The sequence below is a fragment of the Dactylosporangium sp. NPDC000555 genome (assembly GCF_040300025.1).
Taxonomy (GTDB): domain Bacteria; phylum Actinomycetota; class Actinomycetes; order Mycobacteriales; family Micromonosporaceae; genus Dactylosporangium.
In genome coordinates this window covers 1-23,027 of the sequence record NZ_JBEPDB010000094.1, presented here as the reverse complement: position 1 = coordinate 23,027, position 23,027 = coordinate 1, and the positions used below count along the sequence as shown (strand labels likewise).

The 23,027-nt window shown below is 72.9% G+C and carries 18 protein-coding genes; 10 read left to right on the top strand and 8 right to left on the bottom strand.

Going from position 1 to position 23,027, the window contains the following annotated elements:
- Positions 1-21 precede the first annotated feature (21 nt).
- Entirely contained in the window at positions 22-2,073 is a 2,052-nt protein-coding gene (locus ABT297_RS36585; RefSeq protein ID WP_350557108.1) for an amylo-alpha-1,6-glucosidase, read from the bottom strand.
- Between the two features lie 261 nt (positions 2,074-2,334).
- Here ABT297_RS36585 and glgX point away from each other — a divergent pair, with 261 nt between their 5' ends.
- From glgX to ABT297_RS36555, 6 genes are all read left to right on the top strand, one after another.
- Positions 2,335-4,440 (top strand): glycogen debranching protein GlgX, encoded by a 2,106-nt coding sequence (glgX, locus tag ABT297_RS36580; RefSeq protein WP_350557107.1) that lies wholly within the window; start codon positions 2,335-2,337, stop codon positions 4,438-4,440.
- Positions 4,437-6,689, top strand: a complete 2,253-nt coding sequence (gene treY / locus ABT297_RS36575) for a malto-oligosyltrehalose synthase (RefSeq protein WP_350557105.1) — start codon at positions 4,437-4,439, stop codon at positions 6,687-6,689. The genes glgX and treY overlap by 4 nt, the downstream gene beginning before the upstream one ends.
- Position 6,690: 1 nt before the next feature.
- The gene (gene treZ / locus ABT297_RS36570) at positions 6,691-8,391 is read left to right on the top strand and encodes a malto-oligosyltrehalose trehalohydrolase (RefSeq protein WP_350557104.1); all 1,701 of its coding nucleotides are present in this window, start codon (positions 6,691-6,693) and stop codon (positions 8,389-8,391) included.
- 97 nt (positions 8,392-8,488) lie between these two features.
- On the top strand, positions 8,489-8,854 hold the full coding sequence (locus ABT297_RS36565) for an ArsR/SmtB family transcription factor (protein ID WP_350557102.1): 366 nt from the start codon (positions 8,489-8,491) through the stop codon (positions 8,852-8,854).
- A complete protein-coding gene (locus tag ABT297_RS36560) occupies positions 8,844-9,752 on the top strand; it encodes an SRPBCC domain-containing protein (protein ID WP_350557101.1) in 909 nt (302 codons plus the stop codon). Before ABT297_RS36565 ends, ABT297_RS36560 begins: the two co-directional genes overlap by 11 nt.
- An 81-nt stretch (positions 9,753-9,833) precedes the next feature.
- The gene (locus tag ABT297_RS36555; protein ID WP_350557099.1) at positions 9,834-10,271 is read left to right on the top strand and encodes a hypothetical protein; all 438 of its coding nucleotides are present in this window, start codon (positions 9,834-9,836) and stop codon (positions 10,269-10,271) included.
- 12 nt (positions 10,272-10,283) lie between these two features.
- Here ABT297_RS36555 and malQ read toward each other — a convergent pair whose 3' ends face one another.
- From malQ to ABT297_RS36530, 5 genes are all read right to left on the bottom strand, one after another.
- Positions 10,284-12,011, bottom strand: coding sequence for a 4-alpha-glucanotransferase (malQ, locus tag ABT297_RS36550; RefSeq protein ID WP_350557098.1), 1,728 nt, complete (start codon positions 12,009-12,011; stop codon positions 10,284-10,286).
- Between the two features lie 7 nt (positions 12,012-12,018).
- Positions 12,019-12,876: an MEDS and STAS domain-containing protein gene (locus tag ABT297_RS36545; RefSeq protein WP_350557096.1), complete on the bottom strand. Its 858-nt coding sequence runs from the start codon at positions 12,874-12,876 to the stop codon at positions 12,019-12,021.
- Positions 12,877-12,917: 41 nt separating this feature from the next.
- Positions 12,918-13,805 (bottom strand): polyphosphate kinase 2, encoded by an 888-nt coding sequence (ppk2, locus tag ABT297_RS36540; protein ID WP_350557095.1) that lies wholly within the window; start codon positions 13,803-13,805, stop codon positions 12,918-12,920.
- A gap of 67 nt (positions 13,806-13,872) precedes the next feature.
- Entirely contained in the window at positions 13,873-15,507 is a 1,635-nt protein-coding gene (locus ABT297_RS36535; protein WP_350557093.1) for a vWA domain-containing protein, read from the bottom strand.
- Positions 15,504-16,559, bottom strand: a complete 1,056-nt coding sequence (locus tag ABT297_RS36530; RefSeq protein WP_350557092.1) for a hypothetical protein — start codon at positions 16,557-16,559, stop codon at positions 15,504-15,506. Before ABT297_RS36530 ends, ABT297_RS36535 begins: the two co-directional genes overlap by 4 nt.
- Positions 16,560-16,792: 233 nt before the next feature.
- On the opposite strand from ABT297_RS36530, the gene ABT297_RS36525 reads away from it, so the two are divergent.
- A complete protein-coding gene (locus tag ABT297_RS36525) occupies positions 16,793-18,466 on the top strand; it encodes a substrate-binding domain-containing protein (protein WP_350557091.1) in 1,674 nt (557 codons plus the stop codon).
- Positions 18,467-18,488: 22 nt separating this feature from the next.
- On the opposite strand, the gene ABT297_RS36520 is transcribed toward ABT297_RS36525, so the two are convergent.
- Complete coding sequence (locus tag ABT297_RS36520; protein ID WP_502885704.1) at positions 18,489-19,319, bottom strand: metal ABC transporter substrate-binding protein; 831 nt, start codon at positions 19,317-19,319, stop codon at positions 18,489-18,491.
- Between the two features lie 207 nt (positions 19,320-19,526).
- On the opposite strand from ABT297_RS36520, the gene ABT297_RS36515 reads away from it, so the two are divergent.
- Positions 19,527-19,850, top strand: a complete 324-nt coding sequence (locus tag ABT297_RS36515) for a dihydrofolate reductase family protein (RefSeq protein WP_350557087.1) — start codon at positions 19,527-19,529, stop codon at positions 19,848-19,850.
- Positions 19,851-19,854: 4 nt separating this feature from the next.
- On the opposite strand, the gene ABT297_RS36510 is transcribed toward ABT297_RS36515, so the two are convergent.
- Positions 19,855-20,892, bottom strand: a complete 1,038-nt coding sequence (locus tag ABT297_RS36510) for an adenosine deaminase (protein ID WP_350557086.1) — start codon at positions 20,890-20,892, stop codon at positions 19,855-19,857.
- Positions 20,893-21,135: 243 nt separating this feature from the next.
- Here ABT297_RS36510 and ABT297_RS36505 point away from each other — a divergent pair, with 243 nt between their 5' ends.
- Both ABT297_RS36505 and ABT297_RS36500 read left to right on the top strand, forming a co-directional pair.
- Entirely contained in the window at positions 21,136-22,512 is a 1,377-nt protein-coding gene (locus ABT297_RS36505) for a cytochrome P450 (RefSeq protein WP_350557085.1), read from the top strand.
- 140 nt (positions 22,513-22,652) lie between these two features.
- On the top strand, positions 22,653-23,027 hold a 375-nt coding region (locus ABT297_RS36500), incomplete at its 3' end, for an MFS transporter (protein WP_350557083.1).

Genomic DNA, 23,027 nt, shown 5'->3' with positions numbered 1-23,027 from the left:
GATACCTCTCGTCGCCGACTGTCACCGTAGCGCGTTCCGACGCGCGCGCGGACGGGCTTCGCGGGCCAATTTCGTTTTTTCCACCGGCGAGTCCCCGTTCGCCGTTCCCTGCAAGTTGCAGTTTTGCCTGATCACCGTGCGTGCGTGCAGGATCGCGGCCACCGAACGGGCCGAGAACGGCGCCCCGGTCGGGCGGTGGGGGGCGTCACCCTCCGCGATCTCGCTCACCGACCCGAGACCGCACTCGCCCAAATGTGCCTCAACGGCGCTGAGCAGCGCGTCAGCCGGACGGCCGGCGGCGAGCAGCGTGTCGGTGTACGGCCCGAGCCACCACGGCCACACCGTCCCCTGGTGATACGCGGTGTCCCGGGCGCACACGCCGCCACGATGGACACCGCAGTACCCGTATTCGCCCACGGGAAGCGTCCGCAGCCCCAGCGGCGTGAGCAGTTCGGCGCCGACGGCCCGCAGCACGTTGTCGCGCAGGTGCGCCTCGTCGGCGGCGGGGGCATACGGCAGGCTGAACGCCAGCAGCTGGTTGGGGCGCAGCACCGAGTCGTCGTGCACCCCGCTGCCGCCCTTCGGGTAGGGCGCGGGGCCGGCCTCGACGACGTCGAACAGCCAGCCGTCGGGCGCCCGGAAGCGCTTGACGAACTGGGCCCGGACCGCGTCGCGGCGCGCGTGGACGACGGAGGCGTCCCGGCCGCACCGCTCCCGCAGCGCGGCGACGGCGCCGAGCGCGTTGGCCCACAGGGCGTTGAGCTCCACCGGCTTGCCGTCGCGCGGGGTCACCGCCTCGGGCCGGCCGTCCTCGTGAGGCTCCGGCGGGCCGGGCTGGGCGTCCTGGCCCTGGGGCAGCCGCGCGTTCATCCAGGTGAGGCCGACGTGGTCGGCGTCGAGCGCGAGCAGGCCGTCGTGGGGGTCCTCGCGCACGCCGTCGCGAGTGCCCTTGGTGTACGCCGCGACGACCCCCTCGACGGCGGGCAGCAGCTCCCGTGCCAGCTGGTCGTCGCCGGTGCGGGCGACGTGGCGCTCGACGGCGTGGACGTACCACAGCGGCCCGTCGGCGTCGTCGAGCGTCTCCTCCCGCATCCGCGCGCCCAGCGCGGCGTGCTCCCGCAGCAGCCGGCGGCCCTCGGCGAAGCGGCCGGTGTGCAGGAACAGGCCCTCGTAGGCGGTCATCGTGTCGCGCAGGTAGCCGCCCAGCCACGGATACCCGGCGATCACCGCGGGCGCGCCCCCGTCCGAGACGATGAACCGGTCGGCGGCCAGCGCGAGCAGCCGGTCGACGGTGCCGCGGGCGCCGGCCTGGCGCATCAGCTTGCGGGCGCGGCGGCGGGCCGCGTCGACGACGGCGGGGCCCGGCGGCAGGGGCGTGTCGAAGCCGTCCGAACAGGCGGTGACGGTGAGCGTCTCGCCGGGGTGCAGGACGCCCTCGAACGTGCCGGCGGCCCAGAGGTCCTCGACGGGGTTGAGCCCGCGGGCGGCCTCCTCGCGGTGGTAGGCGTCGTGGTACCACTGCCCGATCGGCTTCCAGCCGGGACCGTCGAGGCGGTAGGCCCCGTGTTCCAGGACGGTGCCGTCCATGGCGAGGCCGGGACCGTCGTGGAAGCGCTCGGCATCCGCGTCCCGCCAGGTGCACAGCGCCGTCAGCGCGAGGCGGACCGAGGCGCCCGGCGGCGCGGCGACGAGCCGGTGCACGACCGCCACCGCGTTGCGCCCGTACGGCATCGCGATCTCGCGCTCCAGGACGTACTCGCCGATCCGCCAGCGCCAGCGCGGCACCGAGTCCGTGACGTCGAACGACTCCAGGAGATGGTGTCCGGCCGGGTCCAGCGCGCCGGAGGCCCACTCGTGCACGGCGAGGCGGGCGTCGGGGCGGCCGGGGACGCTCAGCACCGGGTCGAGGCCGGCGAGCGCGACGCGGCGCCGCGGCGTGACGAGCAGCGCGTGGTAGCGGCGCGTGCGCAGTCCCGCGATCGTGCCGGTCGCGTATCCCCCGAGGCCGTCGGTCACCAGCCATTCGGACTCGAATCCTGCCGGCGTGCTACAGGCATGGGGGCCGAAGGTCATCACCGATCCTGGGGGCATGTGCCCAACTATGATCCGTTCCCCCTTGTTTGAAACGCGCGCCACGGCTGAATTCGCCTGAGGTTCATCCCGAGTCCCTGTCGGAAATCCGACCGCGGGCCGGGCACGATTCATTATTGGGTGCGGTGGGCATATACCAACCGGCTTCACGCGTAGCCGTGCGTGAACTTTCGACGCACGTAACACCGTGGCAACGGGTTCCGCCGTTCGCCGCGGTGCCGGGCAACGACAGCAGGAGCGAGCATGCAGGTCTGGCCGGGCAACCGGTATCCACTGGGGGCGACCTACGACGGACAGGGGACCAACTTCGCCATCTTCAGCGAGGTGGCCGATTCCGTGGAGCTGTGCCTCTTCGACGACCACGACAACGAGGAGCGCATCAGGCTGGTCGAGGTCGACGCGTTCGTGTGGCACGCATACCTGCCGGGTGCCGAGCCGGGGCAGCGCTACGGCTTCCGCGTCCACGGGCCGTACGAGCCCGCCCGGGGGCTGCGCTGCAACCCGCACAAGCTGCTGCTGGACCCGTACGCCAAGGCGATCGACGGCGACATCAACTGGGATCCCGCGGTGTACGGCTACGACTTCACCGACCCCGAGCGGATGTCGACGGCCGACTCGGCGCCGTTCATGCCGAAGGCGGTCGTCGTGAACCCGTACTTCGACTGGGCCAACGACGCCGCCCCGCGCGTGGCGTACCACCACACCGTGGTCTACGAGGCGCACGTGAAGGGCCTGACCATGCGCCACCCGGGCGTGCCCGAGGAGCTGCGAGGCACGTACGCCGGCATCGCCCACCCGGCGATCGTCGAGCACCTCAAGCGTCTGGGCATCACGGCCCTGGAGCTGCTGCCGGTGCACCACTTCGTGCACGACCAGCGCCTCGTCGAGCTCGGGCTGTCGAACTACTGGGGCTACAACACGATCGGCTTCTTCGCCCCGTACCACGGCTACGCCCGCCGGCACCGCGGCCAGCAGGTGCAGGAGTTCCGCGGCATGGTCAAGGCGCTGCACGCGGCCGGCATCGAGGTCATCCTCGACGTGGTCTACAACCACACGGCCGAGGGCAACCATCTCGGACCGACGCTGAGCTTCCGCGGCCTGGACAACGGCCACTACTACAAGCTCGACGACGACGACAACCGCTACTACACCGACTACACGGGCACCGGCAACAGCCTCAACGTGCGCAACCCGCACTCGCTGCAGCTGGTGATGGACTCGCTGCGCTACTGGATCACGGAGATGCGCGTCGACGGGTTCCGCTTCGACCTCGCCTCCACCCTCGCGCGGGAGTTCTACGAGGTGGACCGCCTGTCCACCTTCTTCGAGGTGGTACAGCAGGATCCGGTCGTCAACCAGGTGAAGCTGATCGCCGAGCCCTGGGACGTCGGCCCCGGCGGCTACCAGGTCGGCAACTTCCCGCCGCTGTGGACGGAGTGGAACGGCCGCTTCCGCGACACCGTACGCGACTTCTGGCGCGGCGAGCCGGCGACGCTGGGCGAGTTCGCCTCGCGCATCTGCGGCTCCGCCGACCTCTACCAGGACGACGGCCGCCGCCCGTTCGCCAGCATCAACTTCGTCACCTGCCACGACGGCTTCACGCTCAACGACCTCGTCTCCTACAACGACAAGCACAACGAGGCCAACACCGAGGACAACCGCGACGGGGAGAGCTACAACCGCTCCTGGAACTGCGGGGTCGAGGGGCCGAGCGACGACCCGGCGATCGGCTCGCTGCGGGCCAAGCAGCGGCGCAACTTCCTCACCACGCTGATGCTGTCGCAGGGCGTGCCGATGATCTGCGCCGGTGACGAGCTGGGCCGCACCCAGGGCGGCAACAACAACGCCTACTGCCAGGACAACGAGATCAGCTGGATCGACTGGCACACGGTCGACGAGCAGCTGCTCGCGTTCGTGCGGGGACTGGCGCTGTTCCGGGAGCGGCACCGGGTGTTCCGCCGGCGCCGGTTCTTCACCGGCCGGCCGGTCGCCCGCGCCGAGGTCACGGCGATCCCGGACGTGGCCTGGTTCGCCACCGACGGGCGGCAGATGACCGAGGAGGACTGGGACGACCACTTCGGCAAGGCGCTGATGCTGTTCGTCAACGGCGAGTCCATCACCGAGCGCGGCTCGCACGGGGAGCGCCACGTCGACGACTCGTTCCTGCTGTGCTTCAACGCCCACTCCGACCCGCTGGACTTCGTGGTACCGCAGCAGGAGTACGGCAAGGAGTGGGAGCTGGTGATCGCGACCGCCGCCGGCCCGGCCCGCGACAGCGTCTCCTACACCGCCGGCGGGACGATCACGGTGCCGGACCGGTCCATCGTCGTGCTGGACCGCACCGCATGACGAGCCTCTCGGGCACCTACCGGGTGCAGGTCCGGCCGGACTTCGACCTGGACACGACCGCGGAGCTGGCGGGGTACCTGCGCGACCTCGGCGCGAGCCACCTGTACTCGGCGCCGCTGCTGGCCGCGACGCCCGGCTCGCCGCACGGCTACGACGTCGTCGACCCGCGGCTGGTCGGCCCGCAGCTGGGCGGCGCGGCGGCCCTCGACCGGCTCGTGGCGGCGCTGCGCGGGCAGGGCCTCGGCCTCGTCGCCGACATCGTGCCCAACCACATGGGGCTGTTCCAGCCGGCCGCCAACCCGATGTGGTGGGACGTGCTCAAGCACGGCCGCGGCAGCCGGTACGCCGGCTGGTTCGACATCGACTGGGAGACGGGCCCGCTCGTCGTGCCCGTGCTCGGCTCGCCGTCGCTTGCCGACCTGCGCGTCGACGGGGACGAGCTGCGGTACTTCGAGCACCGCTTCCCGATCGCGGAGGGCACCGGCGAGGGCACCCCCCAGCAGGTCCACGGGCGCCAGCACTACCGCCTGGTCTGCTGGCGCGAGGGCAACGAGCGGCTCAACTACCGGCGGTTCTTCGCCGTCACCGAGCTCGTGGGCGTGCGCGTCGAGGACCCGGCGGTCTTCGCGGCCACGCACGCGGAGATCCTGCGCTGGGTGCGCGAGGGCCTGGTCGACGGCATCCGGGTCGACCACCCCGACGGGCTGCTCGACCCCGGCGGCTATCTGGCGCGGCTGCGCGAGGCCGCGCCGGACACGTGGCTGGTGGTGGAGAAGATCCTGGAGCGCGGTGAGCCGCTGCCGCCGCAGTGGCCGGTCGACGGCACCACCGGCTACGACGCCCTGGCCGAGGTGTGTGGTCTGTTCATCGACCCGGCGTCCCCGCCGGCGCCGGAGACGCCGTGGGACGAGGAGGCGCGCGAGCGTAAACGCGACGTCACGCAGCGGCTCTTCGGCGCGGAACTGCACCGGCTGGCCCGGGTGACCGGCGGCGACGCCGAGCCCGCACTGGCCGAGCTTGCCATACATTTCGATATCTACCGAACCTACCTGCCATACGGCAGGGAGGTCTTCGACGAGGCCGTGCGCCGGGCCCGGCAGGAGCGGCCCGACCTGGCCGAGGCGATCGACGCGCTCGTCCCGCGCCTCACGGACCCGGACGACGAGCTGTGCACGCGCTTCCAGCAGCTCACCGGCGCCGTCATGGCCAAGGGCGTGGAGGACACCGCGATGTACCGCTGGAACCGGTTCATCGCCCTGAACGAGGTCGGCGGCGACCCTTCGCGCTACGGGGTCGAGCCGGAGGAGTTCCACGAGGCCGCCGCGCGCCGCCACCGGCAGTGGCCGGCGGGCATGACCACCCTGTCCACGCACGACACGAAGCGCGGCGAGGACGTGCGGGCCCGCCTGGCGGTGCTCAGCGAGATCACCGCCGAGTGGGCCGAGGTCCAGCGGGGCTGGCGCGCGGTCGCCCCGCTGCCCGACCCGTCGTTCGAGGAGCTGTTCTGGCAGACCCTGGTGGGCGTCTGGCCCGTCGAGCAGGGGCGGTTGCGGCGGTACTTCGAGAAGGCCGCCCGCGAGGCGAACCGCTCCACGTCGTGGGAGGCGCCGGACGCGGCGTTCGAGGACGCCGTGGAGGCGGCCCTGGCGCGGGTCTTCGCCGACGAGGAGCTGCGCGAGGAGGTGGCGACGTTCGCGGCCCGGATCACGCCGTTCGGCTGGAGCAACTCGCTGGGCCAGAAGCTGGTGCAGCTGACCATGCCCGGCGTCCCCGACGTGTACCAGGGCACCGAGCTGTGGGAGGACTCCCTGGTCGACCCGGACAACCGCCGCCCGGTCGACTTCGCCGAGCGCCGCGACCTGCTGGCCGCGCTCGACGTGGCGGCGGTGCCGGCCGGAGGGGCCGGGGTCGCGCTGCCGCCGGTGGACGTCTCCGGCGCGGCGAAGCTGCTCGTCGTCAGCCGCACGCTGCGGCTGCGCCGGGACCGGCCGGAGCTGTTCGGCGGTTACCGGCCGGTGGCCGCGGCCGGCCCGGCCGAGCGGCACGTGGTGGCGTTCGACCGGGGCGGGGCGCTGAGCGTCGCCACCCGGCTGCCGGTCGGGCTGGCGGCCGGCGGCGGCTGGGGTGACACCGAGCTGAAGCTGCCCGGTGGCGCTTGGACCGATGCCCTGACCGGGCGCGCGGTGGCGTCCGCGGCGCTCGGCGACGTGCTCGCCACCTATCCGGTCGCACTGCTGGTGAGGAGCTGACGTGGAGTTCCGGGTCTGGGCGCCGTCCGCGCGCCGGGTCGTGCTGCACAGCGGCAGCGAGGCCATCCCCATGACGGCCGAGGGCCAGTGGTGGGTCGCCGAGCACGCCACCGCGGGCCACGGCACCGACTACGGCTTCCGCCTCGACGACGACGAGCGGGTGCTGCCCGACCCGCGCTCGCGCCGGCAGCCGGACGGGGTGCACGGGCGCAGCCGCGTCTACGAGCACGACCGCTACGCGTGGGGCGACGCCGGCTGGACCGGCCGGCAGCTGCCCGGCAGTGTGATCTACGAGCTGCACGTCGGGACGTTCACCCCGGCCGGGACGTTCGACGGGGCGATCGAGCGGCTGCCGTACCTCAAGGATCTCGGCGTCGACCTGGTCGAGCTGCTGCCGGTGAACACCTTCAACGGCGAGCACAACTGGGGCTACGACGGCGTGGGCTGGCACGCCGTGCAGGAGAGCTACGGCGGCCCGGACGGGCTGAAGCGCTTCGTCGACGCCGCGCACCGAGCCGGCCTCGGGGTGATCATCGACGCCGTCTACAACCACTTCGGCCCGTCCGGGGCGTATGCGCCGCGCTTCGGCCCGTACCTGTCGGCGGGGGCGAACACGTGGGGCCGCTCCCTCAACCTCGACGAGGCCGACTCCGGCGAGGTGCGCCGGTTCATCATCGACAGCGCACTGCAGTGGCTGCGCGACTACCATGCCGACGGGCTGCGTCTCGACGCCGTGCACGCGCTCGTCGACCGGAGCGCGACGCACCTGCTGGAGGAGCTCGCGGTCGAGGTCGGCGCACTGTCCACGGCATTGGGCCGGCCGCTGTCGCTGATCGCCGAGTCCGACCTCAACGACGCCAGGCTGATCACCGCGCGGGAGGGCGGCGGCCACGGGCTGGACGCCCAGTGGGACGACGACGTCCACCACGCGCTGCACGCGATGCTGACCGGCGAGCGGCAGGGGTACTACGGCGACTTCGGGTCCCCGGAGTGCTTCAAGACCGTGTGGGAGTCGGCGTTCTTCCACGCCGGCACGTGGTCGTCGTTCCGCGGCCGGGTGCACGGCCGGCCGGTCGACCGGGAGCGCATCCCCGGCCACCGGTTCGTGGTGTGCCTGCAGAACCACGATCAGGTCGGCAACCGGGCGACCGGGGACCGGCTCACCGCCACGCTGTCGCCGGGCCTGCTGCGCGTCGGCGCGACGCTGCTGCTGACCTCGCCGTTCACGCCGATGCTGTTCATGGGCGAGGAGTTCGCGGCCCGCACCCCGTGGCAGTTCTTCACCAGCCACCCGGAGCCGGCGCTCGCGGCGGCGGTCGGCCGGGGCCGGCGGGAGGAGTTCGCCGCGCACGGCTGGCCGCCGGGGGACGTGCCCGACCCGCAGGACCCGGAGACGTACGCCCGCTCGCACCTGGACTGGGCGGCGATGGACACCGACATGCTGGCGCTCTACCGGCGGCTCATCGCGCTGCGCAAGCGGCTGCCGGGCCTGTCCGACCCGCGGCTGGACCGGGTGCGCGTCGCGCACGACGACGGGGTGCTGCGCATCCGCCGCGGCGAGCGGACCGTGGTGGCCAACCTGACGCCCGACCCGCGCACGGTGCCGCTGCAGGCCGAGCACCTCCTGTTCGCCACGGACGAGTCGGCGCTGCTGCAGGCGGGCCTGCTCACGCTGCCCGGGGAGTCGGCCGCGATCGTGTGAAGATCCGGCAGTTCTTGACGGCGGGCCCCGTGAAGTGCTTAGGTAACCAAGAGGTTAGATAACCACTTGGTTAGGTAAGCACTTGATTAGGTGAGCCATGACCGACGATCGGCTGAGCATGACGTTCGCGGCGCTCGCGGACCCCACCCGGCGCGCCATCCTGGCCCGGCTGGCCGAGGGCGAGGCGACGGTGAAGGAACTGTCCGCGCCGTTCGCGATGAGCGGGCCGGCGATCTCCAAGCACCTGCGGGTGCTGGAGCAGGCCGGGCTCATCTCGCGGGGCCGGGAGGCGCAGTGGCGGCCGTGCCGGCTGGAGGCGACCCCGCTGCGCGAGGTCGCCGCGTTCGCCGCCGAGTACCGGCGCTTCTGGGACTCCAGCTATGCGCGCCTGGACGCGTATCTGCAGTTCGTACAGGACGGATTGCACCAGGAAGAGACGGAGGAACCACGAGATGAGCGATGAGCTGGGCGTGACCGGGTTCGAGCTGGAGGGCGAGGACGGGGTGTGCATCACCCGCGTCGTGGCCGCGCCGCGGGACCTGGTGTTCCACGTGCACACGAGCCCGCGGCACCTGCCGAACTGGCTGCTCGGCCCGCCCGGCTGGACGATGCCGGTCTGCGAGGTCGACCTGCGCCCCGGCGGTGCGTACCGCTACGTGTACCGGGCCGCCGACGGCGCCGAGATGACGATCACCGGCACGTTCGAGGAGGTCGACCCGCCCGGCCGGCTCGTGAGCACCGAGGCGTGGGGCGGCGACTGGCCGGCGACCCGCAACACGGTCACGTTCACCGACCTCGGCGGCCGCACCAGGATCACCACCAGGGTCCGGTACGCCTCCCCCGCCGCCCGCGACGCCGCCGTGCACAGCGGGATGCGCGAGGGCATGGACGCCGGATACGGGGGCCTGGACGCCTACCTCGCCGAGCAGGTCGGCGGGGCGTTGACGATGCGGCTGGAGCTCGTGCCGGTGCCGGTCAAGGACGTCGACGCCGCGCTCGCGTTCTACGCCAACCGCCTCGGCTTCACCGTCGACCACGACGTGCGGCCCGGCGACGGCGCCCGGGTCACGCAGCTGACCCCGCCCGGCTCGGCGTGCTCGATCGTGCTCTACAAGGACCTGCCCGGGCTGGACCTGCCGCCGGGCACGCTGCGCGGCCTGCACCTGGTCGTCGGCGACGTGCGGCGGGCCCGCGCGGCGCTGCTGGCGCGCGGCGTCGACGCCGGCGAGGTGCAGGACCTCGGCGGCATCCTGTACGTGTCCTTCGCCGACCCGGACGGCAACACCTGGCTGCTGCAGGAGATCCCGCCCGCGCCCGGCCGCCCGGATGACGACGGCGTCGGCCGAACGGTCGCTGGCTGACGCAGGTGAATGGCCGTAGCGTGCCCTAGCTGACATTCACCGCCCGCCCCACGCGGGCACAGCTGCCACGGGGAGACACACGTGAGGCAGAAGCTCCACGACATGGCGGTCACCGTCGCCACGCCGCTCTTCGGGCCGGGCGAGCGGGCCGAGGCCACCGGCCGGGCGCGCGTCGGCAGGGTCTCGCTCGCCCGCAACGCGGCCCTTGCCGCCGCATCGCTGCTGCTCTCGGGCGGCACGGTCGGCATGTACCAGCAGAAGAAGTCGTTCTACATCCTGCTGACCAACCAGCGGCTGCTGGTGCTGGAGCCGCACTGGCTGACCGGTCGCCCGACGACGCAGATCGTCGGGGAGGTGCCGCGGCAGGCGCTGGCGATCGCCGAGGCCAAGCGCGGCTTCATGGCGACGGTGACCCTGGCCATCGCCGGCGAGGGGCAGGGGCTGCGCCTGTCCTACCCGGCAATGGACAAGGAGGGCGCGGACAACCTGCTCCGCGCGTTGCAGTACACGGCGGTCTGACCCGCGCTCCGCTCAGGACCGCGAGCCGAACAGCTCGGCGATCCGCAGCATGCGCGGGTCGGTGGTCAGCTCCTCCAGGGGCAACGGCAGCGGAATCCGCCAGTTCGGGTACTGCCCGGTGGTGCCGGGCAGGTTCGGCTGGCGGGTCTCGCCGAGCACGTCGTACGGGGAGGCGAGCAGGATCCGGCACGGCGTGCGGGCCAGCAGCCGGTGCATGGCGAGCACGATGTCCTCGTCGGTGCTGTCCGGGCCGGTCAGCCCCTCGGCGTCGAGGAGATCGAGCAGGGCGGCGCGTTCCTTGCCGGCCGCCGCCCACTCGTCGCGCACGTCGCCGCCGAGCACCCCGGCCTCCGCGCGGGCCAGCACGTGCTCGCCGGTGAGGAAGCCGGTCGCGGTCGGCAGGTCGTGGGTGGAGATGCTCGCCATCGCGTTCTCGGGCCACCGCTCGGGCGGCACGAACGCGCCGTCGTCGTCGCGGGTGAACCACAGCACGGCCGAGCCGAGGATGTTGCGCCGCCGCAGGGTGCTCGTGACGACGGGCTCGACGGTGCCGAGGTCCTCGCCGACCACGACGGCGCCGGCCCGCACCGCCTCCTCGACGAGCACGCCGAGCATCGCCTCGGCGTCGTAGTGCACGTAGGCGCCCTCGGCGGCGCCGTGGCCGGGCGGGATCCACCACAGCCGCCACAGCCCGGCCACGTGGTCGACGCGCAGGCCGCCGGCGTGGGCGAGGATGCCGCGCAGCAGGTCGCGGTAGGCGGCGTACCCGGTGGCGGCGAGCCGGTCGGGCCGCCAGGTCGCCAGCCCCCAGTCCTGGCCCTGCTGGTTGAACGCGTCCGGCGGCGCGCCGACCCGCGCGTCCCGCGCGATGACGTCCTGCAGCGTCCAGGCGTCGGCGCCGCCCGGGTCGATGCCGACGGCGAGGTCGTGCACGAGCCCGACCGCCATCCCGGCCGCGGCGGCGCTGGCCGCCTCGAGCTGCTCGGCGCAGCGGCGCTGCAGCCACACGTGGAACGCGACCCGCGCCGGGTCCGCCGTGCCGTAGGCGGCCGGCCCCGGCCGGCGTAGCTCCCGCGGCCACTGCCGCCAGTCGACGCCGTGCACCTCGGCCAGGGCGGTATAGGCGGCGAAGTCCCGCAGCGCCGGCTCGGAGCTGGCCGGTTCAGGGCCGGCCGGTTCGCGGCCGCCGGCGTGGAGCAGCTCCAGTGCGGCACGCTTGGCCCGCCACACCCCGTCGTACTCGACGAGGTCCGCGGCGGGCGGGCGCAGCTCGTCCACCCGCTCCCGCAGCGCCGGGTCCGCCGACCGATACTCCGGCAGGTCCTCGACGCGCAGATAGAGCGGGTTGAGGAACCGGCGCGAGGACGGCGAGTACGGCGAGGCCGGCATCTCCTCGACGGGCGCCACCGCGTGCAGCGGGTTGACCAGCACCGCCCCGGCGCCGGTGGAGGCGGCCCAGCGGGCGAACCCGGCCAGGTCGGCGAAGTCGCCGACGCCCCAGGAGCCGGCGGAGCGCACGCCGTACAGCTGGATCATCCAGCCCCAGGTCCGCGGTGCCTCCGGCAGCGGGACCGGCGGCCCGGGGGCCGGGGCGCCGGCGGCGTGCGGCTCGAGCAGGGCGACCACGGCCCGCACGACGTCCGGGTCGATGTCCACGCGCCGGTGGCCGGCCGTGGAGTACCAGGTGGCCACGCCGCGCGCGGCGGCGGCCTCGGTCAGGGCTGGGTCAGCTGGCGACACGTGGCGCTCATACCCCGGCGACGCGGTCGCGAAGCACCAGGCTCGGCACCGCCTCCGCGCCGACCAGCCGCAGGGCCTGGCGCACGCCGCGCGGGCAGCGCACGACGGTGCACCGGTGCGGCCGCGACGCGGCGAACCGGACGATGGTGCGGGCCCCGGCGACGTCGACGAAGCTCAGGTCGCTGGCGTCGAGCAGGACGACGGAGTCGACGCCGGCGACCAGCTCGAGGATCGAGGGCAGCGAGTCGCCGTTGGAGGCGTCGACCTGGCCGGTGAGCCGCAGGTGGGCGCCCCAGCCGCCGAGGGTGAACCCCAGCAGCGGCCCCGGGTGGACGGCGCCGACGCGCTCGATCAGGTCCTTGGCGAAGCGACGCCGGTCGTAGAGGCACAGGCCGGTGATGCGCGGGTCGCCGAAGAAGCGGTTCCACTGCGTCTCGTAGGTCATCAGGTCGCCGGGCGTGAACCCGGCCCGCAGCGCCCAGAGCATCTGCCCGGCGATGGCGACGGCGGGATAGCCGGCCGCGAACGTCTCGTCCTGCAGCGCGCTCAGCATGGCCAGCGTCTCCGGCACGCCGAAGCCCGGGCCGCCGAACGCCGGCGGGCCGGCACCGGTCGCTTGAGCGGCGCCGAACCGGAGGGCGGCGAACTGGCCGGGCGCGGCGCCGGACGCGGCGGCCGCGACGAGCAGCCCGAGGTCCGCGGCGTCGCTGTCCAGGAGGATCACCACGCGGTGACCGGCGGCGACGCCCCGCCGCACGAAGCCGGTCAACAGGTCGCGGATCTCCTCGTCGGTGGAGTAGGCGACGGTGACGTGCCGGCCGAGGGACTCCGCCCCGCGCTCACGCCCCTCCCCCACCTCCGGCATCCCAATACCCTACGGCCATGGGCGCGTCCCGTCGCCTGCGGCTACAGCCTCGGCGCGTCGTCGGCCGATTCGTCGGCGAGGCCTGCCGGGCCGACGATGAGCGGGTCCGGGGTGCCGACGAGATCGAAATCCTTGTTGTCGTAGTCGAAGCCGCTCAGCACGTGGCGCATCGCCTCGAGCCGGCCGCGCTTCTTGTCGTTGCTCTTGACCACGGTCCACGGCGCGTCGGCCGTGTCGGTGTAGAAGAACATCGCCTCCTTGGCCTCGGTGTACTCGTCCCACTTGTCCAGCGAGGCGAGGTCCATCGGGGACAGCTTCCACTGCCGTACCGGGTCGACCTGGCGGATGAGGAACCGGGTGCGCTGCTCGTTGCGCGACACCGAGAACCAGAACTTGACCAGCCGGATGCCGGAGCGGACCAGCATCCGCTCGAGCTCGGGGGCCTGGCGCATGAACTCGAGATACTCGGCGCGGCTGCAGAAGCCCATCACGCGCTCCACGCCGGCCCGGTTGTACCAGGACCGGTCGAACAGGACGATCTCGCCGGCCGCCGGCAGGTGCTGGACGTAGCGCTGGAAGTACCACTGCGTCAGCTCGCGCTCGCTCGGCTTCTCCAGCGCCACGACCCGGGCGCCGCGCGGGTTGAGGTGCTCCATGAACCGCTTGATCGTGCCGCCCTTGCCGGCCGCGTCGCGCCCCTCGAACAGCACCACGAGCCGCTCACCGCGCGCCTTGATCGTGTTCTGCAGCTTGAGCAGCTCGATCTGCAGCAGGCGCTTGACGCGGTCGTACTCGGCGCGCGTCATCCGCTCGTCGTAGGGATATTCCTCCCGCCACGTGTCGACCGGCTGCCCGTCCTTGCGCAGCAGCACCGGGTCGTCGTCATCGTCGTCCTCGACCAGATAGTCGTCGAGCGAGAGTTCGGTCATGGTGATGTCGTACCCGAAGCCCCCGCGAATCACCACTGCCGGGGCTTGAACACTGCCTTACCGCTCGTCACTGGTACCCGCGGATCTCCTTGAACGCCGCCGGCAGCGAGCCGGTGCGCGCGTCGAACGACTTGCCGCCGGTCAGCTCGGCCACCTTCCGCATCTCCGCGACGTTGCCCTCGCCGAACAGAATCGTGAACACCGGCACCCTCGGCAGCTGCGGCAGCCGCGCCTGGAAGGCCTCGAGGTTCGCCCCGGCGGTCAGCTCGCCGTCGGTGAGCAGCACGATCGAGGTGGACCGGTCGGGGTCCTCCCTCGCCAGGGCCGCCGCCTGGTCGTAGGCGACGAACAGCGCGTCGTAGATCGCGGTGTCGCCGTTCGCGGCCAGGCCGCCGGCGTAGGACCGGATCTGTTCGAGCGTCGGCCGGAAGTCGCTCTCGGGCACGTCGAAGCGGCGGACCTGCCCGGGCTTCGTGCCGAAGGGCACCATGAGCACCTGCTCGCGGCCGTTGAACCGGCTGAACTGCCCGGACAGGCTGGTGTCCGCGCCGGTGAGGCCGATGAGCGCGTTCTTGAGGCCCTGGATCCGCTCGCCCTTCATCGAGCCGGACAGGTCGAGCACGTAGATCGTGCGCGCCGGCTTGCGCAGGTCGTCGCCGAACGCGCCGATGAGGGCGTTGGCCGCCTCGAGCCGGCCCGGGAAGGGCAGCTCCGGCAGCGAGCCGCCCTTCGGCCCGAACTCGGGGGCGAGGGCCACGTTCGGTACCGCCGGGCGCCGCCACGTCTTCGCCATGATCTGCCGCTGGACGCTCGGCCGGCGCAGGTAGTCGGTGACCGCGGCGTAGTTGGTCTTCGTCTGCTCGGACACCCCGGCCAGCAGGGTCAGCGGGTAGTCGGCCGTGACGACGCCGTCGGCGGGGTACACGACGGTCATCGGCTCGGGCAGCCGGCCCGAGGCGTTGAGCGACAGGATCACCGACTCGTAGTTGACCAGCCCGTCGACGGCGTGGCCGTGTTGCTCCGCGGCCTGCTTGACGAACGCGTCGGCGAGCCAGCCGGACGAGCCGGCGGTGAGGTCCTGCCCGGCGAAGAAGGCCCGCAGCCGCGGGGTGAGCGGCGCGATCTGCTCGGCGGTGAGCGCGGCGCCGGTGCCGGCCATCGCCGCGGCGACGCCGACCAGCGCGGAGAAGCCGGAGTTGGAGCCGGCCGGGTTGGTCATGCCGTAGCTGAACTTGTGCTCGCCGGCGGCGACCGCGATCTCGCTCCAGGTGGGGCGGTGGTCGGCCCAGCCGAGCTTCGCCGCGACCGACTGGCGCAGGCCGAGCACGACCGGGGAGGTGGCGACCTTGGTCGCGGTGCCGATCTTGTCGCCGGCGCCGGGGTGCAGCTGCAGGTACCGGTTGCTGGCGAACCAGATGGCGTCGTACTGCTTGGCCGCGTTGCCGGACACGACGTTCTCGACGCCGTCGAGGGTGCCGGTGGCCTGCAGCAGCACGTCGACGCCGGTGGCCTGCTTCGCGTCGGCGAGGACGGGCTGCAGGTCGGCCAGTTCGCTGGAGGCGAGCACGCGCAGCGTGCCGGAGCCCTTCAGGAACGGGCCCTCGCTCTCGGCCGGCTTCGCCGGGTCGCCCTTGGTCCCGTTGGTGCACGCGCCGAGCAGCAGCGCCGCCGCGACGACGACCAGGAGGCCGGACTTCCTCACGACATTCTCTCCTCGAGCTTCGCCAGCAGGGTGTGCTGGGTCTTGTAGTCGGGGTCTGGCACGGCGCCGTCGATCGAGTCCGGCAGCGGCGCGTCGCCGGGGCGGACCTTGCCGAAGACCGGCGCGGTGAGCGTGGCGTCGGCGGTGCGGAAGCCGTGCCTGGCGGCGAGCAGCTGCAGGTCGTGGTCGGTGGCCAGCAGCTTCGCGATCTCGACGCCGGCCTGGGTCAGCGGCACGATCGTGTGCTCGCACACGAGGGTCGGCGTGGGGTACATCAGCGTCTGCCCGCCGGTGAGCCCGTCGTTGACGGCGTGGTCGACGAACTGGGCCTCGTAGACGAGCACCATCGGCGCGGAGTCGCGGCCGCTTCGCAGGTAGCTCTCGAACGGCTCCTCGCTGGTGGTGTCGACCGCGCCCTGGTCGGTGAAGAGCTTGGCCACGGCGGCGAGGTCACCCCCGGTGGCCTGGTCGAGCAGCACCGCGTACATCGCCGCGGAGTTGGAGTCGGCGGGCCGGGTGGTGGCGACCAGCACGTTGCGCGTGACGCGATGGGCGGTGTTGCCCTGGATGTCGGTCCACTTGAGGTCGCGCCGGTTGGCGTCGGCGAGGGCCTTGAGGTCCAGCCGCCACACGCCGCCGGCGTCGCGGGCGGCCAGGTGCGCGTTCTGGAGCAGGTCGACGATCGGCACGAAGGTGGCGACCGCGAGCGGCGAGGAGAAGACGACGACATCGTCCCCGGCCGGCTTGGCGTGCCGGCGGATCTCGTCCGCGGCGGCCTTGCTGCCGGGGAACGCGAAGTCGTAGCCGGCCGTCCGGGCCGGCATCTGGCGGGAGCCGGCCGCGTCGGCGCGCACCGACCAGCCGTGCCGGGCGAGGACCTGACGCACGTCGGGGTCGGCGAAGAACCGCGTCTTCTCGGAGCCGACGATCGCGCTGACCGGCCGGAGCCTTCCCGGGCCGGAGCCCGCGGAGCGGCCCAGCAGATGGCCGACGACCGCGCCGGCGACGACCAGGACGAGCACCAGGACGATCAGTGGACCGGTCCGTTTCACGCCACGATTCTGCACCCCGGCCACAACCCCCGGCAGTCAACATCCTGTTCGCCGGCCGTTAACCATGTCCACTATGGACGATCGTGCCGCCGCGCGTCAGTGCGCCGGATCCGCGCGGAACGGGCCGTCCGATCGGCCGATCGTCCCCGCCGGCCGGTGGACGGACCCGGAATCCGCTCCGCCCGATGGCATACTGGCCCGCACCCCCTCTCCGACCGCGGACGGCTGCAGCCATGGACAAGCATCAGGCGGGCACACGCACGCTCGGCGCGCTGCTGCGCGGGCTGGTGCTCCTCCTCGCCGTCGGTCTCGTGGCCGGCGCCGGCTGGTACGCGCTGCACGACCGCGACGGCGAGGACGGCGCGGACTGCCCGACCACCCTGCGCGTCATCACCGCGTCGTCGTTCGCCAACGTCGTCTCCGCCGCCGGCCGCACGCTGCGCGCCGGCGAGGACTGCGTTCTGATCAACACCGCCAGCGCCGACGGCCGCCCCGCCGCCGGACAGCTCGGCCAGGCCGCCGCCGACGTGTGGATCCCCGACGACGCCGCCTGGGCCGCGCTCGCCCCGCCCGGGTTCCTCGTGCCTACCGGCAGCAACACCGCGGACACCGCCGCGCAGCGCGAGACCTCCGCGGGGCAGACCCTCGCGACCAGCCCGGTCGTCATGGTCACCGACCCGGCCACCGCCGGGAAGATCAAGACGGCCGGCAACGGCTGGCTCGCGCTGGCCAACCTGCTCGCCACCAAGAATTCGGGCGTACGCCTGGTGGTGCGCGACCCGACGCTGTCCGGCGACGGCCTGGTCGCCGCCGGCGCCGTCGGCGAGGCGGTCTGGCTCGACAGGGGCATGGACGCCTCCTCGCTGGCGCTCAACGCCACCCTGGCGGTGACCCGCACCGTCAACCACGACCTGGCCGCCACCCCGAACAAGCCCGGCGAGGTCGGCCTCGTGCCCGAGTACACGCTCCTGCCGACCATGGGCCTGGCCGCACCCGGCCGCACCTACCTGACCGGCGCGGACCACACCGCGATCATGCGGTACACCTGGCTGCCTTCCGCCGCCGCGGCCCGCGACCCGAAGCGTGCCGCGGCCCTGAGGCGGCTCCTCGCCGCGTTCTCCACCACGGAGGCCCGCCAGGCCGTCGACGCGGCCGGTCTGCGCGGCCCCGGCCAGGCCCGGCCCCCGTTCGACGGCGCCTCCGCGCTGCCCGAGCCGGCCGCCGAGCCGTTCGGCGTGCTCGCGCCCCACCACGTGCAGCACGTCTTCGCCACCTGGGATCCCGAGGACCGGCGCGGCAACCTGCTCATCATCGTCGACATCGCGGGCACGCCGGGCTCGTCCGGCTCGCCGGCCGGGGCGCGGCAGCAGCCGATCGACGTGCTCAAGGCCGGCTGCCGGGTCGTGGGCGGCCTGATGCCGGTCGGCTCCCGGCTGGGCCTGTGGGAGGTCAGCCCCGGCCCGTCCGGCCATCGCAAGCTGCTGCCGAGCGACCGGCTCGACGACACCTCCCACGCCGCCTTCACCCGCTCGGTCAACTCGCTCAACGTGCACAAGGCTGGACCGGGCCTGCCGGGCCTGCTCGACACGATCGTCGCCGGCTACCAGTCGGTCCGCGACGACTGGCACGACGACATGTTCAACCAGGTCTTCGTCCTCACCGATGACGCGGACAAGGACAGCGCCGATGCCCACGCCGTCGACGAGATGGTGCGCAAGCTGTCCGCGCTCAAGGACCCGAAGCGCCCGGTCACGCTCAGCGTCATGGTGCTGGGCAAGAAGGAGGCCGCGCAACGGCTCAAGGCCGCGCTGCAGCAGCCGCTGGGCGCGTACGTCGACAACGCGCTCAGCGCCGACGACGTGCAGGCCGCGTTCCTCCACGTCGTCGCCGGCGGCCTGCACGAGTAGGCGCGGTCGCACCGGCCCGGCGCTATCGGCAGCCGAGCGCGTCCTGGAGCGCTTCGAGGTTGGCGCGCATCACCGTGAAGTACGTCTCGCCGTCCTCCACGCCCTCGAGCGGGTCGAGCACCGCGGCCTTCGCGCCGATCTCCTTCGCGATCGTCTCCGACAGCTTGGGGCTGACCAGCGCCTCGAAGAAGATCGTGGTGACGCCGCGCTCGCGGGCCAGCCGCGCCACGTCCCGCACGCGCTGCGGCCCCGGCTCCTCGTCCGGGTTGAGGCCGGTCACCGGCACCTGGACCAGGTCGTACCGCGCGGTCAGGTAGCCGAACGCGCCGTGGCTCGTGACGACATCGCGCCGCGCGCAGTGGGCGAGGCCCCGCGAGTACTCGGCGTCGAGCTCCCGCAGCCGCTCGCCCAGCGCCTCGGCCCGCGCCCGGATCGCGTCCGCGTCGGCGGGGTCGGCCGCCGCGAGCCGCTCGGCGAGCCGGTCCGCGATCGCCGCGAGGCGCACCGGGTCGAGCCAGACGTGCGGATCGCCGTCGCGCAGCGGCTCCACCCCCGCCACGTCGAACGTCTTGTCGTGCCGCTGCAGGCCGATGGCCTCGTCCACGGCCGGCTGGAACCCGCGCAGGTACACCACCAGGTCGGCGTCCTCGAGCCCGGCGAGCTGGCTGGGCCGCAGCTCGAGGTCGTGCGGCTCGGCCCCGGCCCGGGTGAGATTCTCGACGGCGACGCGATCCCCGCCGACCTGCTCGCTGATGAACTGCAGCGGATAGAACGCGGCGACGACCCGGATCCGCCCGTCGGCCGGCTTCGCAGGCCCGGCGCACCCGGCCAGCATCCCGGTCATGGCCAGCATCCCGGCCACCAGCAGGACCGCCACTCTCCCACGCACGGCCGCAAGTCTCCCTGGTGATGACAATCATTGTCAAAAACGCATGAACGCGAGCCGCGGCAGCGAACATGTCGAGAACCGCCGCCCGGCTCCGACCGATGGGCGAGACTGCGCCGGGCCGGACCAGGGCTGGGAGCACCCGATCGGCGCCGGCGGCGACCGCCTGCACGAGTGGGTGTTCACGACCCGCAGCGGCGCCTGGTCTGGGTCGATCTTCGCGGACGCCTCATCGAGCCAGACTGGGCGGAGGAGCATGATCGGCGCGGAGGGCGGGCGTACGACGCGGCCGGGGGCCTGGACGTGCGGCTGGCGGGCGGCGTGTCGACGATCCGCCAGTACCTGCGCGCCGGCCTCGTCGACCTCCTGCACCTGCCGATCGTGCCGATCCTGCTGGGCCGCGGCGAGCGCCTGCTGGACGACGGCCTGACCGGGTACACCGCCACGTCGTTCACCGCCTCGGACCAGGTGATGCACGTGGTGCTCACGCCGGCGTGAGGACCTACCCGGTGGCGGCGGCGAGGTAGGCGTCGATCTCGGCCAGGATCGCCGCCTTGCGGGTGTCGTCGAGGAAGGCATAACGCACCCCCTGGCGGGCCAGTTCCGCGACCCCGGCGCGGTCCAGGCCGAGCAGCCGCGCCGCCACGACGTACTCCTGGTTGAGCGTGGTTGAGAACATCGGCGGGTCGTCGGAGTTGATCGTCACCGGCACACCGGCGGCGACCAGGGCGGGCAGCGGGTGCTCGGCGAGGGACGGCACGGAGCGGGTGCACACGTTGGAGGTCGGGCACACCTCGAGCGCGATGTCGCGCTCGCGCAGGTGCGCCATCAGCTCCGGGTCGCGCGCCGCGGCGATGCCGTGGCCGATGCGCTGCGCGCCGAGGTGGCGCAGCGCGTCCCAGATCGTCTCCGGGCCCGTCGACTCGCCCGCGTGCGGGGCGCTGCGCAGCCCGGCGGCGCGGGCCGCGGCGAAGTGCGGCGCGAACCACTCCCGCGGCACGCCCGCCTCCGGGCCGCCGAGGCCGAAGCTGACCAGGCCGTCGGGGCGCTGCTTCAGTGCCGTCTCCAGGGTCACGTCCGCGGACGGCACGCCGGCCTCGCCCGGGATGTCGAAGCACCAGCGCAGCTCGGTGCCGTGGTCGCGGGCGACGCGGGCGCGGGCGTCCTCGACCGCCTCGCAGTACGCCTCGGCGGGGATGCCGCGGGCGATCGACGAATACGGGGTGAGGGTCAGCTCGGCGTAGCGGACCGACTGGGCGGCGAGGCCGGCGCCGATGTCGTACGTCAGCGTCGCCACGTCCTCGGCGTCGCGGATCAGGTCGACGACCGACAGGTACACCTCGATGAAGTGCGCGAAGTCGGTGAACGTGAAGTACTCGGCCAGCAGCTGCGGGTCGGCCGGGACCGGCGTCGCGCCGGCGTGCCGTTCGGCGAGGCGGGCCACGGTCTGCGGCGTGGCCGAGCCCACGTGGTGCACGTGCAGCTCGACCTTCGGCAGGCCGGCCACGAAGTCGGTGAGATCGCCGGTGTCGGTGCGCATCGGTTGGTCCTCCGCGACGTCGGAGGCGCCCTTCTTCCCGTGGGCGGCCCGAGCGTGGCGGATGGGGATCCGTCGCAGCGCCTCTCGGCCCGCGTCCGCACCGTAACAAGCCCAGGGGGCGGCCACGCCGCCGGGTCCCGTCGCGGATCGTCATCGGCCGGTAACCTACGGGACCCCAAAACACGATCGCATTCGATACGATCCACGAGGCACGTCGATGGTCACACGTGAGGGGGACACTCTGTGACAGTCACGCAGGAGGCGCCTGGCAGGCAGATCCCGGTGGTGCGCGGCATCCCGGTGCTCGGCAGCGCCCTGGAGATGGGCAAGGACCCCGGGGCCTTCCTGGTGCGCGCCTATCGCGAGCACGGCCCGGTCTTCCGGATGAGGCTGCTCAACAAGACGTATACGGTGATCGCCGGCCCCGACGCGGCCAACTTCATGGGCTCCCGCGAGGGCCGCGACTGCCTGCGCTCCAAGGAGTTCTGGCAGGGCATGGTCGATGAGTACGGCAGCACTCGCACGGTGTCCGGCGAGGACGGCGAGAGCCACCGGGAGCTGCGCGAGCTCATGCGGCGCGGCTATTCCCGCGACGCCATCAAGGGCCGGGTGCCCGAGCTCATCGAGATCACCGACCGGGTGCTGGAGCGCGACTGGAAGCCCGGGAGCACCGTGCCCGTCGTGCAGAACATGCAGTATCTCGTCACCGAGCAGCTCGGCGAGATCCTCACCGGCAGCGCGCCGAGCGAATACGTGCCGGACATCCGGCTGCTCACGCTCTACGTGCTCAACGTGCTCGTCACCCGGCAGCGGCCCAGGATCCTGTTGAAGGACCCGCGGTACAAGAAGGCGAAGGCCCGCGTCTTCGAGCTCGGCGACAGGATGGCCGCGGATCTGCGGGCGCGCGCCGGCCGGACGCCCGAGCGGGACCGGATCCTCGTCGAGGACATCATGGCCGCCCACCTGGAGCGGCCCGGCGTCGTCCCGGCCGAGGACCTGACGATGACGCTCACCGGGCCGTATGTGGCCGGCCTCGACACCGTCGCCAACACCACGGCGTCGTTCGTCTACGCCGTGCTCAAGCACCCCGAGGTGCTCGCGAAGATCCAGGCCGAGGCCGACGAGCTGTTCGGCGCCACGAACGACGGGGCAAGTCCGATCAGCGAGGACGACGTGCGGAGGCTGCCCGCCGTGCGCTACGCGCTGATGGAGACCATGCGGCTCTACCCGGTGGCGGTCACCCTGGTGCGCACCGCGGCCAAGGACTTCGAGTTCGCCGGGCACACCATCCGGGAGGGCGAGATGGTGTATGTGGGCACGAGCGTCCCGCACTTCATGGAGGAGTACTTCCCGGAGCCGGAGAAGTTCGACATCGGCCGCTACGAGAAGCCGCGCGCCGAGCACCTGCAGCCGGGTGCGTATTCGCCCTACGGCCGCGGCCCGCACACCTGCCTGGGCAAGGGCTTCGCCGACGTACAGATGGCGCTGTCGATGGCCCGCCTGTTCCACCGGCTCGACCTGGAGCTCGAGTCGCCGGGCTACACCCTGCGGACCAAGACCGCGCCCACCCCGGGCCCGGCGACGTCGTTCAGGATCCGGGTGAAGGGCTACCGCAACTAACGGGTCGTCCGGGTGCGCTCGCCCGGCGTCGCGGTGCCGAGTCCCGGCTATGTGTAAGAAATGGCTGTCATGGCAGCCGTTTCTTACACGCGGCCGTCGAGCAGGATCGGGCGCACGGTTCAACAGGCTACGTTGATCCCATGACGACCGCGGACGCCCCCGATCGGCTCGCCTATGCCAGCACGACCGGGCGGTGGGTGCTGACCGCCACCATTCTCGGGTCGGGCATCGCCTCGATCGACGCCACCGTCGTCGGCATCGCGCTGCCCGCGATCGGCCGCTCGTTCGGCACGGGGCTGCAGGTGCTGCAGTGGGTCGTCACGGCGTACACGCTGGCCCTGGCCGGGCTGCTGCTGCTCGCCGGCGCGCTCGGCGACCGGTACGGCCGGCGGCGGGTCTTCGCCATCGGCGTCGTCTGGTTCGCGGTCGCCTCGGTGCTGGGCCTGGCCGTCATGACGTTCGTCGCCGTGCGCGTCTCCGCGCAGGCCGGGCAGATCCCGGGCGCGGTGCCCGAC

Coding starts and splice junctions, on each gene's coding strand:
- ABT297_RS36520 (WP_502885704.1), bottom strand. CDS start 19,319: ATGCTGGCCATGACCGGGATGCTGGCCGGGTGCGCCGGGCCTGCGAAG.
- glgX (WP_350557107.1), top strand. CDS start 2,335: ATGCAGGTCTGGCCGGGCAACCGGTATCCACTGGGGGCGACCTACGAC.
- ABT297_RS36510 (WP_350557086.1), bottom strand. CDS start 20,892: ATGCGCACCGACACCGGCGATCTCACCGACTTCGTGGCCGGCCTGCCG.
- treY (WP_350557105.1), top strand. CDS start 4,437: ATGACGAGCCTCTCGGGCACCTACCGGGTGCAGGTCCGGCCGGACTTC.
- ABT297_RS36565 (WP_350557102.1), top strand. CDS start 8,489: ATGACCGACGATCGGCTGAGCATGACGTTCGCGGCGCTCGCGGACCCC.
- ABT297_RS36585 (WP_350557108.1), bottom strand. CDS start 2,073: ATGACCTTCGGCCCCCATGCCTGTAGCACGCCGGCAGGATTCGAGTCC.
- ABT297_RS36560 (WP_350557101.1), top strand. CDS start 8,844: ATGAGCGATGAGCTGGGCGTGACCGGGTTCGAGCTGGAGGGCGAGGAC.
- ABT297_RS36525 (WP_350557091.1), top strand. CDS start 16,793: ATGGACAAGCATCAGGCGGGCACACGCACGCTCGGCGCGCTGCTGCGC.
- ABT297_RS36545 (WP_350557096.1), bottom strand. CDS start 12,876: ATGCCGGAGGTGGGGGAGGGGCGTGAGCGCGGGGCGGAGTCCCTCGGC.
- ppk2 (WP_350557095.1), bottom strand. CDS start 13,805: ATGACCGAACTCTCGCTCGACGACTATCTGGTCGAGGACGACGATGAC.